Source organism: Massilia litorea, assembly GCF_015101885.1.
Classification (GTDB): domain Bacteria; phylum Pseudomonadota; class Gammaproteobacteria; order Burkholderiales; family Burkholderiaceae_D; genus Telluria; species Telluria litorea.
In genome coordinates this window covers 4,961,235-4,979,110 of record NZ_CP062941.1, presented here as the reverse complement: position 1 = coordinate 4,979,110, position 17,876 = coordinate 4,961,235, and the positions used below count along the sequence as shown (strand labels likewise).

The following is a 17,876-nucleotide window of genomic DNA, read 5'->3' as shown; positions in this document are numbered from 1 at the left end:
GAAGCACAGACAGGGACACTCTGGCGACAGTTGAATACATTTTCGGGACAAATAGAAGCAGGAAGATTTGGCCGGACGCAAAAAAAGCCGCACGCGGCGGCTCTTTGGGAGAATGAGAAAACTTAGCCCATCTTTTTACTGAGGTCGAACATGGCGGCCACCAGCTTGTCGATATCGTCCACGCTGCTCCACAGGTGGGTCGAAATCCGCACCACGTAATGGTCGCTCGGCGCGCCGACCACCGGCACGTTGACGTTGCGGATCACGAAGCCCGGGCTGTAGTCGCTCAGCATGCGCGCGACGAATTCGTTCGACTTGGCGCTGTTGACGACGTCGCCCGCCTTGACGAACGGATTGAACGAGGTCAGCGCCGAGACCAGCTTCGGATCGTCCTTCGGCGAATACAGGCGGTCGGTGCCCCACACTTCGCAGATGCGCTCCTTCAGGTAGGCCGACAGGGTCAGGTCGTAGGTCTCGATCTTCTTGCGGCCGACCTGGTCCCACAACTTGCAGGCGGACACCAGCGAGTGGAACATCGGGGTGTGCAGGCTGCCGCAGGAGGTGATGACCGAGCCGATGTCGTAGGTGGCCGTGCCGTTCGTGGTGCGCGCCTGCGGCGCCCAGCTGCTGGTGTGGATCGGGTACCAGTTCGGCAGCGGCAGCGGATTCGAGGCCCGGATCTTGTTGCGTACCACCAGGATGCCGGTCGAGCCGGGTCCGCACTGCCATTTGTGGCCGGCGCCGGACATGAAGTCCATGCCCAGGTCGGCGTAGTGGTAGGCCATCATGCCCGGCAGGTGGGCGCCGTCGACGATGCTGATCAGCTCGTGGCGCTTGGCCACTTCCATCAGGTCCGCGATCGGCAGCATGGTACCCGTCTTGTAGGTCGGCGCCGAGAACATCATCGCGCGCACGCGCTTGCCCTGGGTGCGCAATGCACGGATGCGGTCGTCGAACAGCGTGACATAGGTCTGCGCGGTCTGGTTGTTGCCGACCGGGAGCGCAACGCGCTCGATCTGGATGCCGTAGCGCGCCTCGGCGATTGCCAGCGGGACATTGCCGCCCGGGTGCTCGTGGTTGGTGGTGACGACGACGTCGCCCGGGTTCCACCCGATGCCCAGAATCGCGTGGCACATGCCGGAGGAGGTATTTGCCGAGAAGGCCAGCTCGTCGGGATCGATGCCGAAGCCCGGTGCGACCTCGGTCCGTTCGGTCAGCAGGTTGGTATAGCCGCTCAGGGAATCGAAGGCCTTGGCCCGGTTTTCGCTGTCGAACAGGTCGAGCGCGATCTTCGGCATCGCGCCGGCGGTGCCGATGTTCATGAAGCGCTTGGCCGGATTCAGGGGGAACATCGCGTTGACGTCGGCCCAGAAGCGTTCGTCGGCCAGCAGCAGCGCGCGCAGTTCCTCGGCGCGGCTCGCGGCATGGCTGCTGCTGCAGCCGGCGAGGGGCCCCAGCGTGGCCGCCAGTGCGCCCGAGCTGAGGATGCGCAGGAAATCGCGCCGATTTTGGCTCCAGTGCTGTGGCGCCGTAACGATGTCGGCCGCAGCCGATTGACTCTGTCCTTCCGTGGGATTGCGCATCCTGGTCTCCTGTTGTCGTGGTTCGGTCAGCGGCGCGCCGCGATGATGGCGATTTCGATTTTTGCGTCGCGCGGCAGCCGCGCTACCTGGAGCGTCGCGCGGGCCGGCGGATCTTTCTTGAAATACTCGCCATACACGCGGTTCATGGCGGCGAATTCGTTCAGGTCCTGCATGTAGACCGTGCTGGTCAACACGTCCTCGAAGCCCAGCCCCTGCGAGGCCAGCTCGGCGCCGATGTAGCCGAGCACCTTGTGCGTCTGCTCCTCGATCGTCGTGCCCTCGATCGCGGTGCCCGCCTGGTTCAGGGCGATCACGCCCGAGAAATAGATCAGCTTGCCGTGCCCGATCATTTGCGAGTACGGCCCGATGGCGGGATAGATCTTGTCGGTCGACAGCACGACCTTGCCGCCGCCGTCGGGCGTGGCGCAGCCGCTGGTCAGGCAGGCGCCGGCCACGACCCATGCGGCAGCGATCAGTTTGTTGATGTTCACGCGTTCTCCTCGTCAGTTGTTTCGGAAACGTTTGCTGAATGTCAGGAAATGTTCCGGGACCCATTAAACGCGCGAATACGCACCGGAATGGCGCATTGGCGTCACGGCTTGCTTTGGGTCAACTTTGACTGGCAGAAAGCGTTGTCGGTTTGCAGCGCCGTATGGCAACAGCATGCAGGGCGCATGACACAGCGCTGGAGAGGGGAATGGATATAAAAAGAAACGGCCCGCTTGAAGCGGGCCGCTGGAGTGCGTCGTTCCGGCGCGTGCCGGAAAGAGCAGGGTATTACGCCAGGTTCTTGTTGACGAATTCCCAGTTGACCAGGTTCCAGAACGCTTCCACGAACTTGGCGCGGGCGTTGCGGTAGTCGATGTAGTAGGCGTGCTCCCAGACGTCGCAGGTCAGCAGGGCCTTGTCGTCCGATGCCAGCGGGGTGTGGGCGTTCGAGGTGTTGACGATGTCGACGCCGCCGTCGGCCTTTTGCACCAGCCAGGTCCAGCCCGAACCGAAGTTGCCGATGGCCGACTTCGAGAACTCTTCCTTGAACTTGTCGAACGAACCCCACTTGGCGTTGATTGCGTCAGCGACCTTGCCGGTTGGCGCGCCGCCGGCGTTCGGCGCCATGCAGTTCCAGAAGAAGGTGTGGTTCCAGACCTGGGCCGAATTGTTGAAGATGCCGCCCGAGGACTTCTTGACGATTTCTTCCAGCGACATGTTTTCGAACTCGGTGCCCTTGATCAGGTTGTTCAGGTTCGTCACATAGGTGGCGTGGTGCTTGCCGTAGTGGTATTCCAGCGTCTCGGCGGAGATGTGCGGCTGGAGAGCGTCTTTCGCGTACGGCAGCGGTGGCAGAGTATGTTCCATGTCTTATTCCTTGATTGGTTGGAAACGAATTAATTCTTCGGAAACGGCGCATATTTTAAACCGGATGGGCCGACGCTGCATGTTTGCTGCAGAAAGGACAAGCCCGCAGTCAGTCCGACCTTCATTCCAGCCGGTTTTGCACGCTCGACACCTTCACTTCCGCGCTGCCTTCGGCCAGGCGCACGGTCAGCACCTGGCGCGCCTTGATCTGGCCGGGCGAGCGCAGTGCCTGGCCCTCGGCATTGCTGACGATCGCATAGCCGCGCTCGAGCGTGCGCTGCGGATTGAGCAGTTCCAGCTGGGCGGACAGGGCCTCGAGGGCGTCGCGCCGCTGTTTGACCGCGCTGCACAGGCTTGCGTTCAGATGGCGGCCCTCGGAAATGAGCTGGGCACGCAGCGAGCGCACATCCGGACGGTGGCGGGCCCAGCGCTGCTGGAGCTGCGCCAGCAGCACGCCGCCGCGGTTCAGCGGCGCGCGTACCACGTGGGTCAGGCTGGACGCCATGGCGCGCAGTTTCAGGCGCTGGTGGGCAATCTGGGCGGTCGGGCTGAGCAGGCGGCGGCTGAGGTTGTCGAGGCCCTGGTTCGCTTCCGACAGCTGGCGCCGCATCGCGCGGCGCAGGTCGGTGGCGTCGGCCGCCAGCGAGCCCATCCAGTCGTCGCGCGGCGTGGCCGCCAGTTCCGCGGCGGCGGTCGGGGTGGCCGCGCGCATGTCGGCGGCGAAGTCGGCAATGGTGACGTCGGTCTCGTGGCCGACGCCGGCAATGACGGGCATGCTGCAGGACGCGATCGCGCGCGCCACGACTTCCTCGTTGAAACTCCACAGGTCCTCGATCGAGCCGCCGCCGCGGCAGACCAGCAGCACGTCGACTTCCGCCCGCTCCGATGCAGTCATGATCGCCTCGGCAATTTTGCCGGCCGCGCCCTGGCCTTGCACCGGCGCCGGGTAGAGCACGATGTTCACATGCGGCGCCCGGCGTTTCAGGGCGGTCAGGATGTCGCGCAGGGCCGCTGCCTGCGGGCTGGTGACGATACCGATGCTGCGCGTAAACAAGGGCAGGGCGCGCTTGCGGTCCTGGTCGAACAGGCCCTGGCTGCTGAGCTTTTCCTTCAGGCGCAGGAAGGCTTCATACAACTGGCCCACGCCGGCGCGGCGGATCGCCTCGACATTGATCTGGTAGTCGCCGCGCGCGCCGTACAGGGTGACCAGGGCGCGCACCTCGACCTTGTCGCCTTCGCGCGGCACGAAGCCGGCGTACTGGGCGCGGCCGCGGAACATCACCGCGCGCACCTGGGCCGCGTCGTCCTTCAGCGTGAAATACCAGTGGCCGGAACTGGCACGCGTGAAGTTCGAGATTTCGCCGCCGATCCAGGTCAGGGGAAAGGAACGCTCGAGCAGGCGCGCCACCTGCGCATTCAGGGCGCTGACGGTGAGGACGGGCGGGGCGGCGTAGGTGGTGTCGGAATCTGGATTGTTCAGCATGGCATGGTGACGGAGAGTGGAGCGGAAAGCTTATGGCATAAGCGCTGCAGGACGACAAGGGCTTTTTGTAGGGAATTGCAGAGAGTTGTGCACCGCCTTTTTTGCTGGCATAGAGCATTAAATTGTTTTAAATCAAAAGCTTATGGATTGCGCGATGTACTTGGACACAATGTTATCCACAAAAAATGTGGGGAAGTCATGCATAAGACCGCGGCCCTGCCGTAAAAGCGGGCAGGCAGGGCTTTCCTGTTTTGAATCAAACGCTTAGGTGTTGGATGCTGAGCTTGCGCACATTGTTTTCCACAGTTTATGTGCACAGGAGGTCGAATGCGCCTGTGCGCGAGGCCGATGGACGCCTCCAACGAGCCGGCCAGACCTGCCTTGCAGCATTTCCCTGGTCGCCGCGCGTGCGTGCGATGTTTTTGTGCACCATGATTTTTCTCTTTAGAATCAAGGAGCTTGTGCTAACTCAAGACGCTTCCTCACAATTTTGTCCACAGAAAGTGTGCAGAACCTGAGAAGGGCCCCGCAGGCATTACAGCGCCGGGGCTGCCACAAAAATATGCACCCATCTTAATCTGAATCGAATCAAGCACTTAAGGCAGCACAAGCGGGCTTGCGCACATTCTTTTCCACAGAAAGTGTGCAAAGACGAGGCGGCCGACAAGATGTGCCCGTCAAAGTCTGCTATACAGCCCAGCCGGTGTGCATAAGTCTGGGTGCTCAATTTAGCGCCAGCAACTCTTTGCGCTTTCAAATCAAAGACTTGGGCGAAAGCGGAGGCCATTGCTCACAATTTTGTCCACAAAAAATGTGGGAAACATCGCGGGCGAATCGCAAGCCTCATCAACAAAGTTAACGTGCTGCATTTTTCATCGGCAGAACAATATTGATTTGAATCAATGACTTAACGCGTGCGGATGCCTATTGCGCACAATTTTATCCACAGAAAATGTTTACAAGTAGCACCACGGGGTGTGTCCATGTTGGCTGGACACGGCGGGTGAAACAGCGGAGTTTCCCCGCTGCCACATAATTGCGCAGAGGAAAAATTCCCTTAAGAATCAAGGTTCTTTGATCTGGAACAAAGCCTTGCGCACAATTTTATCCACAGAACTTGTGCAGAACTGCACTTGCCGCATCGCTGGCAACTTGCTACATTGCCGCATTCGCTTCTCATCAATTTCTTCATCCATCCTTTCACCCCAGGAGTTCACTTGTTCGCCATTCTTCAAGCCGCAGGCTGGCCCATCTGGCCATTGCTGATTGCATCGATCGTCGCCCTGGCCTTGATCATCGAACGCCTGATTTACCTGCGTCGTGAAAAAATCTTGCCGAAGCAATTGCTCGGCGAAGTCATCCAGGTCTATCGCAACAAGAAGGCGACCCCCGACATCATCAACACGCTCGAGCAGAATTCGCCGCTCGGCACCGTGCTGGCGGCCGCGCTGCGCAATGTCGACGCCCCGCGCGACGTGATGAAGGAATCGATCGAGGAAGCCGGCCGCGGCGTCGCCCACGTGCTGGAACGCTTCCTCACCACCCTCGGCACCATTGCCTCGCTCGCCCCGCTGATGGGCCTGTTCGGCACGGTGGTCGGCATGATCGAGATCTTCGGCTCGCAGAACGCCAGCGGCGCCAATCCGGCCCAGCTCGCCCACGGTATTTCGGTGGCGCTGTACAACACCGGCTTCGGCCTGGCCATCGCCATGCCGGCCCTGGTCGCCTACCGCCATTTCCGCGCCCTGGTCGACAGCTTCATCATCGACATGGAACTGCAGGCCGTGAAATTCGTCGATGTCGTCCACGGGGCGCGCAAATGATGGATTTCCGCCGCGGCCGCAAGCGCGAGGATCCGGAGATCAACCTGATCCCCTTCATCGACGTGCTGCTGGTCGTGCTCATCTTCCTGATGGTCTCGACCACCTACAGTAAATTCACCGAGCTGCAGATCACGCTGCCGACCGCCGACGCCGACAAGGTCGCCGAGAAACCCTTCGAGATCAATGTCACGGTCGATGCCAAGGGCAATTACACGGTGAACGGCACGCCGGTGTCCTTCCACGGCGTCGCCGGCCTCGCCGACGATTTACGGGCAGCCGCGCGCTCGGGCCCGAACGGCCAGCCGGTGAAGGATCCGGTCATCATCGTCAACGCCGACCAGTTCGCGATGCACCAGATGGTGATCAACGTGCTGGAAGCGGCGCGCATGGCCGGCTACGACAAGCTGACCTTCGCCGCCCAGACCGGCGGCAAGAAATAATCCTCGGCATCAGGCGGGCGCAGTGCCGGCCTGGTGCTGCGTCCATTCCCTATGCCGAAAAACAATTCCCTCGAATCGACCCTGACGCGCGCCTGGCTGCGCCGCGGCCCGCTCGCCTGCGCGCTGTGGCCGCTCTCGCAGCTGTTTCGCGCGGTTTCAAGCCTGCGTGCCAGCCTCTACCGCGCAGGCATCCTGAAGGCGGGACGGCTGCCGGTGCCGGTCGTCGTCGTCGGTAATATCTTTATCGGCGGCACCGGCAAGACGCCGCTGACGATCTGGCTGGCGCAGGCCCTGCGCGAGGCTGGTTTTCGTCCCGGCGTGATTTCGCGCGGCCACGGCGCCGACGGCGAGGCGCCGCGCGCGGTGACGCCGGATTCGAGCACGCTTGACGTCGGCGACGAGCCGGTGCTGATCGCGCGCCGCGCCGGGGTGCCCGTGTTTGTCGGCAGGAAGCGGGTCGAAGCGGGCAGGGCGCTGCTGGCGGCGCATCCCGAGGTCGACCTCGTCCTCACCGACGACGGCCTGCAGCATTACGCCCTGGCGCGCGACGTCGAGGTGCTGCTGTTCGACGGCCGCGGCGCCGGCAACGGCTGGCTGCTGCCGGCCGGGCCCTTGCGCGAAGCGCCTTCGCGCCGGCGCGACGTCACCGTCGTGAACGCACCCGAGATCAGCCCGCGACTGGCGGCCAGCGTCGGCGGCACGCCATTCCGGATGCAGCTGGTGGGCGATAGCGCCGAGCGCCTGGCCGACCCACGCCAGAGCCGTCCGCTGGCCTCGTTTGCCGGACAGCGCCTGCTGGCCGCCGCCGGAATCGGCAACCCGGGCCGCTTCTTCAGCCTGCTGCGCGGCGCCGGGCTCGACTTTGCCGAGCTGCCCTTGCCCGACCACTACGATTTCCGCGAGAACCCATTTGCCGGCGTCGACGCCGATGTCATCCTGATCACCGAGAAGGATGCAGTAAAATGTGGGCAACTTGAAAACCTGAAGGACGATCCACGGCTGTGGGTGGTCCCGGTCACGGCGCGCATCGACGCCGCCCTGGCCGAACTCATTGTGGAGAAATGTCGTGGACGCTCGCCTGTTTGATATCCTGGTCTGCCCGTTGTGCAAGGGACCGCTCGAATACGATAAGAAGGCCCAGGAACTGACTTGCCGCCCGGACCGCCTGGCATATCCGATCCGCGACGGCATCCCGATCATGTGGGCCGACCAGGCGCGCAAGATCGAGCCGGTATGACGCGTTGAAGATGAACTTTACCGTTATTATTCCTGCCCGCCTCGCTTCGACCCGCCTGCCGAATAAGCCGCTGGCCGACCTCGGCGGCAAACCGATGGTCGTGCGCGTCGCCGAGCGCGCCCGCGCGTCCGGGGCGTCCCGCATCGTCGTCGCCACCGACCACGCCGACATCCTGGCCGCCTGCGCGGCGCACGGCGTCGAGGCGCGCATGACCCGCAGCGACCACCCGTCCGGCACCGACCGCATCGCCGAAGTGGCGCTGGCGCTGGGACTGGCCGATGATGAAGTCGTCGTCAACCTGCAGGGCGACGAGCCCCTGATCGACCCTGCGCTGCTGGCAGCCTGCGCCGGCCGCATCAGTGCCGGGGTGCCAATGGCAACCTGCGCCCATCCATTGAGCGACGTGGCCGAGGTTTTCAATCCGAACGTCGTCAAGGTCGTGCTCGACAAGGCGGGCAGGGCCCTGTATTTCTCGCGCGCCACCATTCCCTGGCACCGCGACGCTTTTGCCGCCACCCGCGACGTTTTGCCGGCCGGCTATGCACCGCTACGCCACATCGGCCTGTATGCCTACAGCAACGCTTTCCTGCAGGCCTATCCGGGGCTGGAACCGGCGCCCCTGGAACAGATCGAGGCGCTCGAACAATTGCGCGTGCTCTGGCACGGTTATCCGATCGCGGTCCACGTCACCGACAGCGCCCCGCCAGCCGGCGTCGACACGCCGGAAGACCTGGCACGGGTACGCCTGCAGTATGCGTCTTGATCGGTGTGGAAATTGATTCTCGGGCTAACTGCGCTACCTCAATAAAACCGCGGTCTCAACCGCCGGGATTGGCGCTGGGGCTTACTTTTGTGGTAAGTTTCGTACCAAGGTAGTCAGATATGCATCAATCGCGATTCATTGCCAACACGATAACAGCTTTCAACATTTCAACATCCGTTTTAGGAATTTTTCATGCGTCTCATTCTGTTAGGAGCCCCTGGCGCCGGTAAGGGTACCCAGGCTAACTTCATCAAGGAAAAATACAATATCCCGCAGATCTCCACCGGCGACATGCTGCGCGCGGCGATCAAGGCTGGTACCGAGCTGGGCCTGGCGGCGAAAAAGGTGATGGACGCAGGCGGACTGGTCTCGGACGACATCATGATCGGGCTGGTCAAGGACCGCCTGCAGGAAGCCGATTGCGCCAACGGCTACCTGTTCGACGGCTTCCCGCGCACGATCGCCCAGGCCGACGCCATGAAGGACAACGGCATCAACGTCGACTACGTGCTGGAAATCGACGTGCCGGACGAACTGATCGTCGAACGCATGAGCGGTCGCCGCTCGCACCCGGCCTCTGGCCGCGTGTACCACACCAAGTTCAACCCGCCGAAAGTGGACGACCTCGACGACGTCACCGGCGAGCCGCTGGTCCAGCGCGACGACGACAAGGAAGAAACCGTCAAGAAGCGCCTCGCGGTCTACCATAACCAGACCGAAGTGCTGCTCGGCTATTACAACAACTGGGCCCAGTCGGGCCTGCCGGGCGCCCCGAAGTACCGCAAGATCGCGGGTGTGGGACCAGTCGAACAAGTACGGGACGCGGCCTTCGCCGCACTTTCCGAGTAAGACACGAAGCGGACGGCAACGTCCGTTTTTTTTTGCCCCGGGTGACCCCGCCGCCATCCGTCGCACCATAATTTTTTATCAAAGTTGTGCAGTACGCAGTGAGTCAGACTGCTTCGCCGGAAGGCTGGGCATTCTTCAATGTGTGGTTGTGACTTGATCGAAAACCAAAGGGGACGATATGGCTGCAAACTATCTCGCGTTTGCCGTGGCATGCGGCGTCATCGCGGTTGTCTACGGGCTCTGGGCCCGTACCTGGATCCTCCGGCAGGACGCCGGCAACGAACGCATGGGCCTCATCGCCCAGGCCATCCAGGAGGGCGCCTCGGCCTACCTCGGGCGCCAGTACCGCACCATCGGCATCGTCGGGCTGGTCTTGCTGGTCGCCATCTACGCGCTGCTCGGTCCCTGGACCGCGCTCGGCTTCTTCTCGGGCGCCGTGCTCTCCGGCGCCTGCGGCTTCATCGGCATGAACGTCTCCGTGCGCGCCAACGTGCGCACCGCGCAGGCCGCCGCAACCGGCATGAAGGAAGCGCTCGCCGTCGCCTTCAAGGGCGGCGCCATCACCGGCATGCTGGTCGTCGGGCTGGGCTTGCTGGGCGTCACGCTGTTCTACTGGTTCCTCACCAGCATGGGCGAAGGCAGCGGCCGCACCCGCCATGACATCATCGCGCCGCTGATCGGCCTGGCCTTCGGCGCTTCGCTGATCTCGATCTTCGCGCGCCTGGGCGGCGGCATCTTCACCAAGGGCGCCGACGTCGGCGCCGACCTGGTCGGCAAGGTCGAAGCCGGCATTCCGGAAGACGACCCGCGCAACCCGGCGGTGATTGCCGACAACGTGGGCGACAACGTCGGCGACTGCGCCGGCATGGCGGCCGACCTGTTCGAAACCTATGTCGTCACCCTGATCGCGACCATGCTGCTCGGCGCGCTGCTGGTCGGCGGCGAGAACGGCGCCGCCGTCATCTACCCGCTGCTGCTGGGCGCGGTGTCCATCCTCGGTTCCATCGTCGGCTGCTCGATGGTGCGCGCCCGTCCAGGACACAAGATCATGTCGGCCCTCTACACCGGCCTGTGGTGGGCCGCCGGGCTGTCGCTGCTCGGCTTCATCGTCGTCACCTGGATGGTCTGGGAAGACCCGGCCATGCGCGCCAGCATGCTGGGCTGCGCCATCGTCGGCATCGTGCTGACCGGCCTGATGGTCTACATCACCGAGTACTACACCGGCACCGATTTCAAGCCGGTACGCCACATCGCGGAAGCCTCCACCACCGGCCACGGCACCAACATCATCGCCGGCCTCGGCGTGTCGATGAAGTCGACCGCCTACCCGGTGCTGGTGGTCTGCGTCGCGATCCTGGTGGCCTACCAGCTGGGCCAGCTGTACGGGATCGCGATCGCGGCGACCTCGATGCTGTCGATGGCCGGCATCATCGTCGCCCTCGACGCCTACGGCCCGATCACCGACAACGCCGGCGGCATCGCCGAAATGAGCGGCATGCCGGAGTCCGTGCGCGCGATTACCGACCCGCTCGACGCCGTCGGCAACACGACCAAGGCCGTGACCAAGGGCTATGCGATCGGCTCGGCCGGTCTCGCGGCATTGGTCCTGTTTGCCGACTACAGCCACGCGCTCGACACGGCCGGGATGTCGATGGCCTTCGAACTGTCGAATCCGATGGTGATCGTCGGCCTGTTCATCGGCGGCCTGATTCCCTACCTGTTCGGGGCGATGGCGATGGAAGCAGTGGGGCGGGCTGCGGGCGCGGTCGTGGTCGAGGTGCGGCGCCAGTTCCGCGACATCCCGGGCATCATGGCCGGCACCGGCAAACCCGAATACCACAAGGCAGTCGACATGCTGACCGCTTCCGCGATCCGCGAGATGATCATTCCCTCGTTGCTGCCGGTGGTGGTGCCGGTCGCGGTCGGCATGCTGCTGGGACCCGCCGCGCTCGGCGGCCTGCTGATGGGCACCATCATCACCGGCCTGTTCGTCGCCATTTCGATGACGACCGGCGGCGGCGCCTGGGACAATGCCAAGAAATACATCGAGGACGGCAATTACGGCGGCAAGGGCTCGGACACGCACAAGGCGGCGGTGACGGGCGACACCGTCGGCGACCCGTACAAGGACACCGCCGGCCCGGCCGTCAATCCCCTCATCAAGATCATCAACATCGTCGCGCTGCTGATGGTGCCGCTATTGCCGGCCGCGGGCTGGGTCGCCGTCTCCGCGCCGGAGATCGCGCAACTGAAGTGGTCGGCCAAGCCGGTCGAACGGAGTGGCGTCCAGCCGGCGAGCAAGGCAACACCAACCACGGTGGCGCAGGAGCCCCGCGCGCAGCACTGAGGTGGCTCGTAGCGTGGGCACTTGTGCCCACGCGGCATCACCGCTTGAACAACAGCGCTGTATCTTTGGACGGATATCCAGGATTATTTGCAACACTGTCCGGATGCAGCGACCGCGTGGGCTCGTGAGCCCACCCTGCGTTACTGTTGCGATAGCCCGCTCCCGCCGTTGCCGTTCAAGCCTCGTCCAGCGCCTTCTTCAGCGCCGACGCCAGCGACGCGTGATCCGAATCCCCGTGATAGCGCTCGCCGTTGATGAAGAAGGTCGGCGTCCCGCGCGCGCCGAGCGACTGGGCCTGTTCGGCGTCGGCCTCGACCCGGGCACGGTGCTTGCCGTCGTCCAGTTCGCGCGCGAAGCGCTGGGCATCGATGGCCAGGTTCGAAGCCAGCGCGGGCAGGGCATCCTCATCGAGCATGTCCTGGTTTTCGAACAGGGCGTCGTGCATCTCCCAGAATTTGCCCTGGGCGCCGGCCGCCTCGGCCGCTTCGGCCGCCGGCGCGGCGAAGGGGTGCAGGTCGACCAGGGGCAGGTGGCGGTAGACCAGGCGCACGTGCTCGCCGTGCTCTTGCATCAGTTCGGTCAGCGCCGTATGGGCGCGGGCGCAGTAGGGGCACTGGAAGTCGCCGTATTCGACCAGGGTAACCCGGGCCTCGGGCCCGCCGCGCACATGGTCATGTTCTTCGATCCTGATGCTGTCGCTCATCGTTGCTCCAATAGTCGAGTTTGCTTGAATCGGGGCCGGCCGCGCTTACACTGAAGGAGCGGACACCCCGCTGAGGAGGTCATCATGGCACGCAAATACATCGATTGCCGCGAGTTTCCGAGCGAAAAGAACTGTTCTGTCACCATCGCTGCCGACAGCGAGCAGGAGTTGATGGAGGTCGCGGTCCAGCATGCGGTCAGCGTGCATGGGCACCAGGACACGCCGGCCTTCCGCGACCAACTGCGCGCAACCATGCACGAGGGCCGCCCGCCGGCGTGATGCGCGGGCAGGCCGCGCCGCAGGAGGGGGCGCCTCAGAACACGCACATCCGGTTCGCCTCCTCGCGCAGCCAGCCACGAAAATCCGGGTGTGCGATCGCAATCAGCGCCTGCGCCCGCTGCTTGGCCGACTTGCCGCGCAGCTGGGCCACACCGAATTCGGTGACGACATAGTTGACGTCGTTCTTGCTGGTGGTCGCATGGGTGCCCGGCGTCAGCATCGGCACGATGCGCGAGATGGTGCCGTCCTTCGCGGTGGCGGGCAGCACGATGAAGGATTTGCCGCCGCGCGAACGGTTCGCCGCGCGCACGAAGTCGACCTGCCCGCCGGTGCCGGAATAGGGCAGGTGGGCGATGCTTTCGCTGCCGCACTGGCCGAGCAGGTCGACCTGCAGGCTGGCATTGATCGAGATGAGCTTGTCGTTCTGCCCGGCGATATACGGATCGTTGGTGAAATTCGAGGGATGCATCTCCAGCATCGGATTGTGGTGCATGAACTCGTACAGGCGGCGCGAGCCGAGGGCGAAGGTAGCGACCATCTTCCCCGGCAGCAGTGTCTTCTTCCGGTTGGTCACCGCGCCGCATTCGACCAGCTTCAGGATGCCGTCGCCGATCATCTCGGTGTGCACGCCGAGATCGTGCTTGTGGGTCAGTTGCATCACGACGGCGTCCGGAATCCCGCCGTAGCCGATCTGCAGGGTCGAGCCGTCCTCGATCATGTCGGCCACGTACTTGCCGATTGCTTCCTGCACCGGCCCGATCGCGGGCAGGCCGACCTCCAGGATGGGGTCGCTGCTTTCGACCAGGCTCGTGACCTGGGAAATGTGGACGTGGCAGTGTCCGTGCGCGAAGGGCACGTTGGGATTTACCTCGAGCACGACGACGCGCGCCTTGGCGACGGCCGCCATCGTGTAGTCGGCACCCAGGCTCAGCGCAAAATAGCCCTGGGCGTTCATGCTGGAGGCCATGGCGAAGACGACGTCGGCCGGCATCAGCTCGCGTTCGATCAGGGTCGGGATTTCCGAAAAATAGTTGGGGATGAAATCGCACCAGCCGCCCTGGCCGCTGGCGCGCGAGGCGCCGCCGAAGAACAGGGCGGCGTGGCGCACGTGCTGGGCCGTGTCCTGGTCAAAATAGCCGTATTTGCGCATCGCCAGGATCTGCGCCACCCGCACGCCGCGCCAGCGGGTGCGCTGATCCGACAGCGCTGTCAGCAGTGTGGGCGGTTCGCCGACGCCGGTCGGCACGATGATCATGTCGTCGTCGCGCAGGTGCGCCAGGGCATCCAGGGCGCTGCCGCGTCTGGCTTGGTAGAGTTCCTGTACCGTCTCCATTGCCGTCTCCATGTTTGATGTCGTCGCCTCGCTGGGCGGATCAATCTCCAGCGTAACCTGCGAAACTGACGCGGACATGACAGCCCGCCAGGGCAGCACGCGCGCGCCATGCGGCGTCATGGCGGCAGATAATTCTCCCATCGATCCCATGGAGGCGAACATGAAGCACGCGAAACATTCGAAGCCGCTACGCGCCGCCCGGATTGCGCTCGTCATTCTCGCCATACTCGCGGCAGGCACGGCGGCCGGGCAGACGACTGGGCAATCCGCTGCAGGACAGCCGCGCACCCCGCCACCCCGTGCCGCACAGGTGACGCCGGCCCCGCCCGGTCCCAGCTACGGCCCGGTCCTGCACCCGCAGCCGCTGAAATCCGAGCCGGGCGCCCAGCCCGAGCAAACCCCGCAGGCGCAGGAAGAAAAGGCCGGCGCTCTGCCGCCCGGCCACGCGACCGAGGTCGATCCGTCGGCCCGGCCCGCCCCGCAAGCAAAAGACCCGGCGAAAACCGATACCCGCAAGGAGCAGAAGAAGGGCGTCAAGCGCAGCGCGCGCCTGTCGCCCGCGCAACGGGTCGACATCGTACCGCCGGCCGCGCCCGGTCCCTTCCAGCCGCTGGCCGCGCCGCCGCCTGTGCAACCAGTGGCGGTGGTGCCAGGTCCTGCCCAGATCAACAGCTGCACCGGCGGCATCTGCCGTGATACCGGCGGCGCCACCTACAACACCGGTGTCGGCAACGCTGCCGTGAACGGCCAGGGCCGCCTGTGCACCCGCAGCGGCGACACGATGCAATGCTTCTGAGCAGGACGGCAGCGCGGCGCAGGCTTTTAACGCGAACGTGGTTTTTTCCCTCAAAAATTCGCTACAATCTTGTGGGTTGACGTTAACGTAAACGTCAAAAAGAACGCAAAAAGGGAAAACCATGCAAATTCAGAACAATGTGTTCATCATCACCGGCGGCGCGTCGGGCCTGGGAGCAGCTACTGCGCGCATGATCACGGAAGCGGGCGGCAAGGTCGTGATCGCCGACGTGCAGGCGGAAGCGGGCGCGGCGCTCGCCGCCGAACTCGGCGGCCAGTTCGTCAAGTGCGACGTCACCTCGGAAGAAGACGGCAAGGCGGTCGTGGCCGCAGCGGTGGCCCTGGGCACGCTGCGCGGCCTGGTCAACTGCGCCGGCGTGGCGCCGGCCGTGAAGACCGTCGGCAAGGACGGTCCGCATCCGCTGGACGTGTTCCAGCGCGCGGTAAACATCAACCTGGTCGGCACCTTCAACATGGCACGCCTGGCGGCCGAAGCGATGGGCAATACCGAAGGCGCCGAATACGGCGAGCGCGGCATCATCATCAACACCGCCTCGGTCGCGGCCTTCGACGGCCAGATCGGGCAAGCCGCCTACGGTTCCTCGAAAGCGGCCGTGGCCGGCATGACGCTGCCGATGGCACGCGACCTGGCGCGCAGCGGCATCCGCGTGATGACGATCGCCCCGGGCATCTTCGAGACGCCGATGCTGATGGGCATGCCGCAGGAAGTGCGCGACTCGCTCGGCAAGATGGTGCCGTTCCCGCCGCGCCTCGGCATGCCGAAGGAATACGCGCACCTGGCCAAAGCCATCATCGAAAACGTGATGCTCAATGGCGAGACGATCCGCCTGGACGGCGCCATCCGCATGCAGCCGAAGTAAGCGGCGAATGTTGCATCTGACAATTTGAGGTAGGATGCCAGGAATGTTGGGCGTGCGCGGCGGCTGGCCGGGCACGCCCTTGTTACTTCCAAGGACTCCATGACCATCAAATTCAAGATGCTCGCCTGCGCGGCGGCCCTGCTGGCGCTGTCCGCGCCCCCTACGATTGCACTGGCACAGGACACCGCCCAGCGCGCCCCCGAAATCGCGACCGGCTATGCCGACAAGGCCGGCTGGGCCGCACGCAAATACATGGTGGCCGCCGCCAATCCGCTCGCAGTCGAGGCCGGCTACGAGATGCTGAAAAAGGGCGGCACGGCCATCGATGCCGCGATCGCCACCCAGCTGGTGCTGACCCTGGTCGAGCCGCAAAGTTCGGGCATCGGCGGCGGCGCCTTCCTGGTGCATTACGACGGCAAGAAGGTGCAGGCCTTCGACGGCCGCGAAACCGCGCCGATGGCGGCCAACGAGCACCTGTTCCAGAATCCCGACGGCACGCCGCTCTCGCGTACGGCCGGCGTGGTCGGCGGCCGCTCGGTCGGCGCGCCGGGCGTGCTGCGCATGCTGGAACTGGCCCACAAGCAGCATGGCAAGCTGCCCTGGAAAACCCTGTTTGCGCCCGCCATCCGCCTGTCCGAACGCGGCTTCGCCGTCAGCCCGCGCCTGAACGGCCTGCTGACCTGGGACGCCCACATCCGCAAGGACCCGACCGCGGCCGCCTATTTCTACGACCCGGACGGCAATGCCTGGCCGGTCGGGCACATCCTGAAAAACCCGGCGCTGGCGAAATCCCTGCGTGAGATCGCGCAAGGCGGGGCCGACGCTTTTTATAAAGGCCATATCGCACGCGACATCGCGGCCAAGGTCCATGCGCACCCGACCAATCCGGGCTTGCTGACCGCGAAAGATATCGCCGACTACCGGCCGCGGGTGCGCGAACCGGTTTGCAGCGATTACCGCGTCTACACCGTCTGCGGCATGCCGCCGCCATCCTCGGGCGGCATCGCCGTCGCGCAAATGCTCGGCATGTTCGAGACGCGGGACCTGGCGAAGCTGGCCCCGATCGATGGCGTGCCGGGGCCGGACGCCGTGCACCTGTTTTCCGAAGTCGGACGCCTGGCCTATGCCGACCGCAACCGCTACGCGGCCGACACCGATTTCGTGCCGCTGCCGGGCCGCGGCCTGCCGAGCCTGATCGACAAGGCCTATCTCGCCAGGCGCGCTTCCCTGATCGGCGAACGCTCGATGGGCGAAGCGCCGGCCGGCAATCCGCCCGGCATGGAGGTGGCCTGGGGCAAGGACAACGCCATCGAAACGCCGTCCACCTCGCACCTGGTGGTGGTCGACAGCCACGGCGCCGGCCTGTCGATGACGACGACGGTCGAGGACGCGTTCGGTTCGCGCCAGATGGTCGACGGCTTTATTCTGAACAACCAGCTGACCGATTTTTCTTTCGATTCGGTTGACGCCGACGGCCCGATCGCGAACCGGGTGCAGGCCGGCAAGCGTCCGCGCAGCGCCATGTCGCCGACCGTCGTGTTCGACAAGCAAACCGGGAAGCTGGTGCTGGCGGTCGGTTCACCCGGCGGTCCGGCCATCATCAATTATGTGGCGAAAGTGCTGGTCGGCACCCTCGACTGGGGCCTGAACGTGCAGCAGGCGATTGCGCTGCCGAATTTCGGCAGCCGCAACGGTCCGACCGAGCTGGAAGCAGGGCGTTTCCCGCAAGCGACGGTCAATGCGCTGACGGCGCGCGGCCACACGGTGCGCCAGACTGAACAGAATTCCGGCCTGCACGGCATCATGCGCTTGCAGATCCATGGCGAGCCCTGGTGGTTCGGTGGTGCGGATCCGCGACGCGAAGGGGTTGCAAAGGGCGATTAATGGGCGATGAATGGGCAACTAAGAGTAGCTTGAGGGCAATAAATCCACTCATGTCCGGAATTGTTTGCTAACCTTGCGGAGTGGACCGCCAACCTGATCATTTCCTCCTCGCCGCCGGCG

17 protein-coding genes are annotated in these 17,876 nt (G+C 64.4%); 11 read left to right on the top strand and 6 right to left on the bottom strand.

The window, feature by feature from the left end; translation table 11 throughout:
- Nucleotides 1–122 precede the first annotated feature (122 nt).
- The 4 genes from LPB04_RS22335 to xseA form a co-directional block, all read right to left on the bottom strand.
- Nucleotides 123–1,583, bottom strand: coding sequence for an aminotransferase class V-fold PLP-dependent enzyme (locus LPB04_RS22335; protein ID WP_193686619.1), 1,461 nt, complete (start codon nt 1,581–1,583; stop codon nt 123–125).
- Between the two features lie 26 nt (nt 1,584–1,609).
- Nucleotides 1,610–2,074 (bottom strand): Rid family detoxifying hydrolase, encoded by a 465-nt coding sequence (locus LPB04_RS22330; protein ID WP_193686618.1) that lies wholly within the window; start codon nt 2,072–2,074, stop codon nt 1,610–1,612.
- A 286-nt stretch (nt 2,075–2,360) separates the two neighbouring features.
- Nucleotides 2,361–2,939: a superoxide dismutase gene (locus tag LPB04_RS22325; RefSeq protein WP_193686617.1), complete on the bottom strand. Its 579-nt coding sequence runs from the start codon at nt 2,937–2,939 to the stop codon at nt 2,361–2,363.
- 121 nt (nt 2,940–3,060) lie between these two features.
- The gene (gene xseA / locus LPB04_RS22320) at nt 3,061–4,422 is read right to left on the bottom strand and encodes an exodeoxyribonuclease VII large subunit (RefSeq protein WP_193686616.1); all 1,362 of its coding nucleotides are present in this window, start codon (nt 4,420–4,422) and stop codon (nt 3,061–3,063) included.
- A gap of 1,217 nt (nt 4,423–5,639) precedes the next feature.
- Here xseA and LPB04_RS22315 point away from each other — a divergent pair.
- The 7 genes from LPB04_RS22315 to LPB04_RS22285 all read left to right on the top strand — a co-directional run bounded on the left by LPB04_RS22315 (nt 5,640) and on the right by LPB04_RS22285 (nt 11,881).
- Nucleotides 5,640–6,245 carry a MotA/TolQ/ExbB proton channel family protein gene (locus LPB04_RS22315; RefSeq protein ID WP_193686615.1) on the top strand — a complete coding sequence of 202 codons (606 nt, stop codon included), beginning with the start codon at nt 5,640–5,642 and terminating at the stop codon, nt 6,243–6,245.
- Nucleotides 6,245–6,685, top strand: a complete 441-nt coding sequence (locus LPB04_RS22310) for an ExbD/TolR family protein (protein ID WP_193689152.1) — start codon at nt 6,245–6,247, stop codon at nt 6,683–6,685. The genes LPB04_RS22315 and LPB04_RS22310 overlap by 1 nt, the downstream gene beginning before the upstream one ends.
- Before the next feature lie 51 nt (nt 6,686–6,736).
- Nucleotides 6,737–7,771 (top strand): tetraacyldisaccharide 4'-kinase, encoded by a 1,035-nt coding sequence (gene lpxK, locus LPB04_RS22305; protein ID WP_193686614.1) that lies wholly within the window; start codon nt 6,737–6,739, stop codon nt 7,769–7,771.
- Nucleotides 7,752–7,922: a Trm112 family protein gene (locus LPB04_RS22300; RefSeq protein WP_193686613.1), complete on the top strand. Its 171-nt coding sequence runs from the start codon at nt 7,752–7,754 to the stop codon at nt 7,920–7,922. The genes lpxK and LPB04_RS22300 overlap by 20 nt, the downstream gene beginning before the upstream one ends.
- 10 nt (nt 7,923–7,932) lie before the next feature.
- Nucleotides 7,933–8,685, top strand: a complete 753-nt coding sequence (gene kdsB, locus LPB04_RS22295) for a 3-deoxy-manno-octulosonate cytidylyltransferase (RefSeq protein WP_193686612.1) — start codon at nt 7,933–7,935, stop codon at nt 8,683–8,685.
- A gap of 192 nt (nt 8,686–8,877) precedes the next feature.
- Nucleotides 8,878–9,534, top strand: a complete 657-nt coding sequence (gene adk / locus LPB04_RS22290; RefSeq protein WP_193686611.1) for an adenylate kinase — start codon at nt 8,878–8,880, stop codon at nt 9,532–9,534.
- Nucleotides 9,535–9,712: 178 nt separating this feature from the next.
- Nucleotides 9,713–11,881 carry a sodium-translocating pyrophosphatase gene (locus LPB04_RS22285; protein WP_193686610.1) on the top strand — a complete coding sequence of 723 codons (2,169 nt, stop codon included), beginning with the start codon at nt 9,713–9,715 and terminating at the stop codon, nt 11,879–11,881.
- A gap of 175 nt (nt 11,882–12,056) precedes the next feature.
- Here LPB04_RS22285 and LPB04_RS22280 read toward each other — a convergent pair whose 3' ends face one another.
- Entirely contained in the window at nt 12,057–12,584 is a 528-nt protein-coding gene (locus LPB04_RS22280; protein WP_193686609.1) for a DsbA family protein, read from the bottom strand.
- Between the two features lie 84 nt (nt 12,585–12,668).
- Between LPB04_RS22280 and LPB04_RS22275 the strand changes: the two genes are divergently transcribed.
- A complete protein-coding gene (locus LPB04_RS22275) occupies nt 12,669–12,863 on the top strand; it encodes a DUF1059 domain-containing protein (protein WP_193686608.1) in 195 nt (64 codons plus the stop codon).
- Nucleotides 12,864–12,897: 34 nt separating this feature from the next.
- Here LPB04_RS22275 and LPB04_RS22270 read toward each other — a convergent pair whose 3' ends face one another.
- The gene (locus tag LPB04_RS22270) at nt 12,898–14,196 is read right to left on the bottom strand and encodes an acetyl-CoA hydrolase/transferase family protein (protein WP_193686607.1); all 1,299 of its coding nucleotides are present in this window, start codon (nt 14,194–14,196) and stop codon (nt 12,898–12,900) included.
- Nucleotides 14,197–14,356: 160 nt separating this feature from the next.
- Between LPB04_RS22270 and LPB04_RS22265 the strand changes: the two genes are divergently transcribed.
- The 3 genes from LPB04_RS22265 to ggt all read left to right on the top strand — a co-directional run bounded on the left by LPB04_RS22265 (nt 14,357) and on the right by ggt (nt 17,756).
- Nucleotides 14,357–14,992 (top strand): hypothetical protein, encoded by a 636-nt coding sequence (locus LPB04_RS22265; protein ID WP_193686606.1) that lies wholly within the window; start codon nt 14,357–14,359, stop codon nt 14,990–14,992.
- Between the two features lie 121 nt (nt 14,993–15,113).
- Nucleotides 15,114–15,872, top strand: a complete 759-nt coding sequence (locus tag LPB04_RS22260) for a 3-hydroxyacyl-CoA dehydrogenase (RefSeq protein ID WP_193686605.1) — start codon at nt 15,114–15,116, stop codon at nt 15,870–15,872.
- Nucleotides 15,873–15,971: 99 nt separating this feature from the next.
- Entirely contained in the window at nt 15,972–17,756 is a 1,785-nt protein-coding gene (ggt, locus tag LPB04_RS22255) for a gamma-glutamyltransferase (protein WP_193686604.1), read from the top strand.
- Nucleotides 17,757–17,876 lie beyond the last annotated feature (120 nt).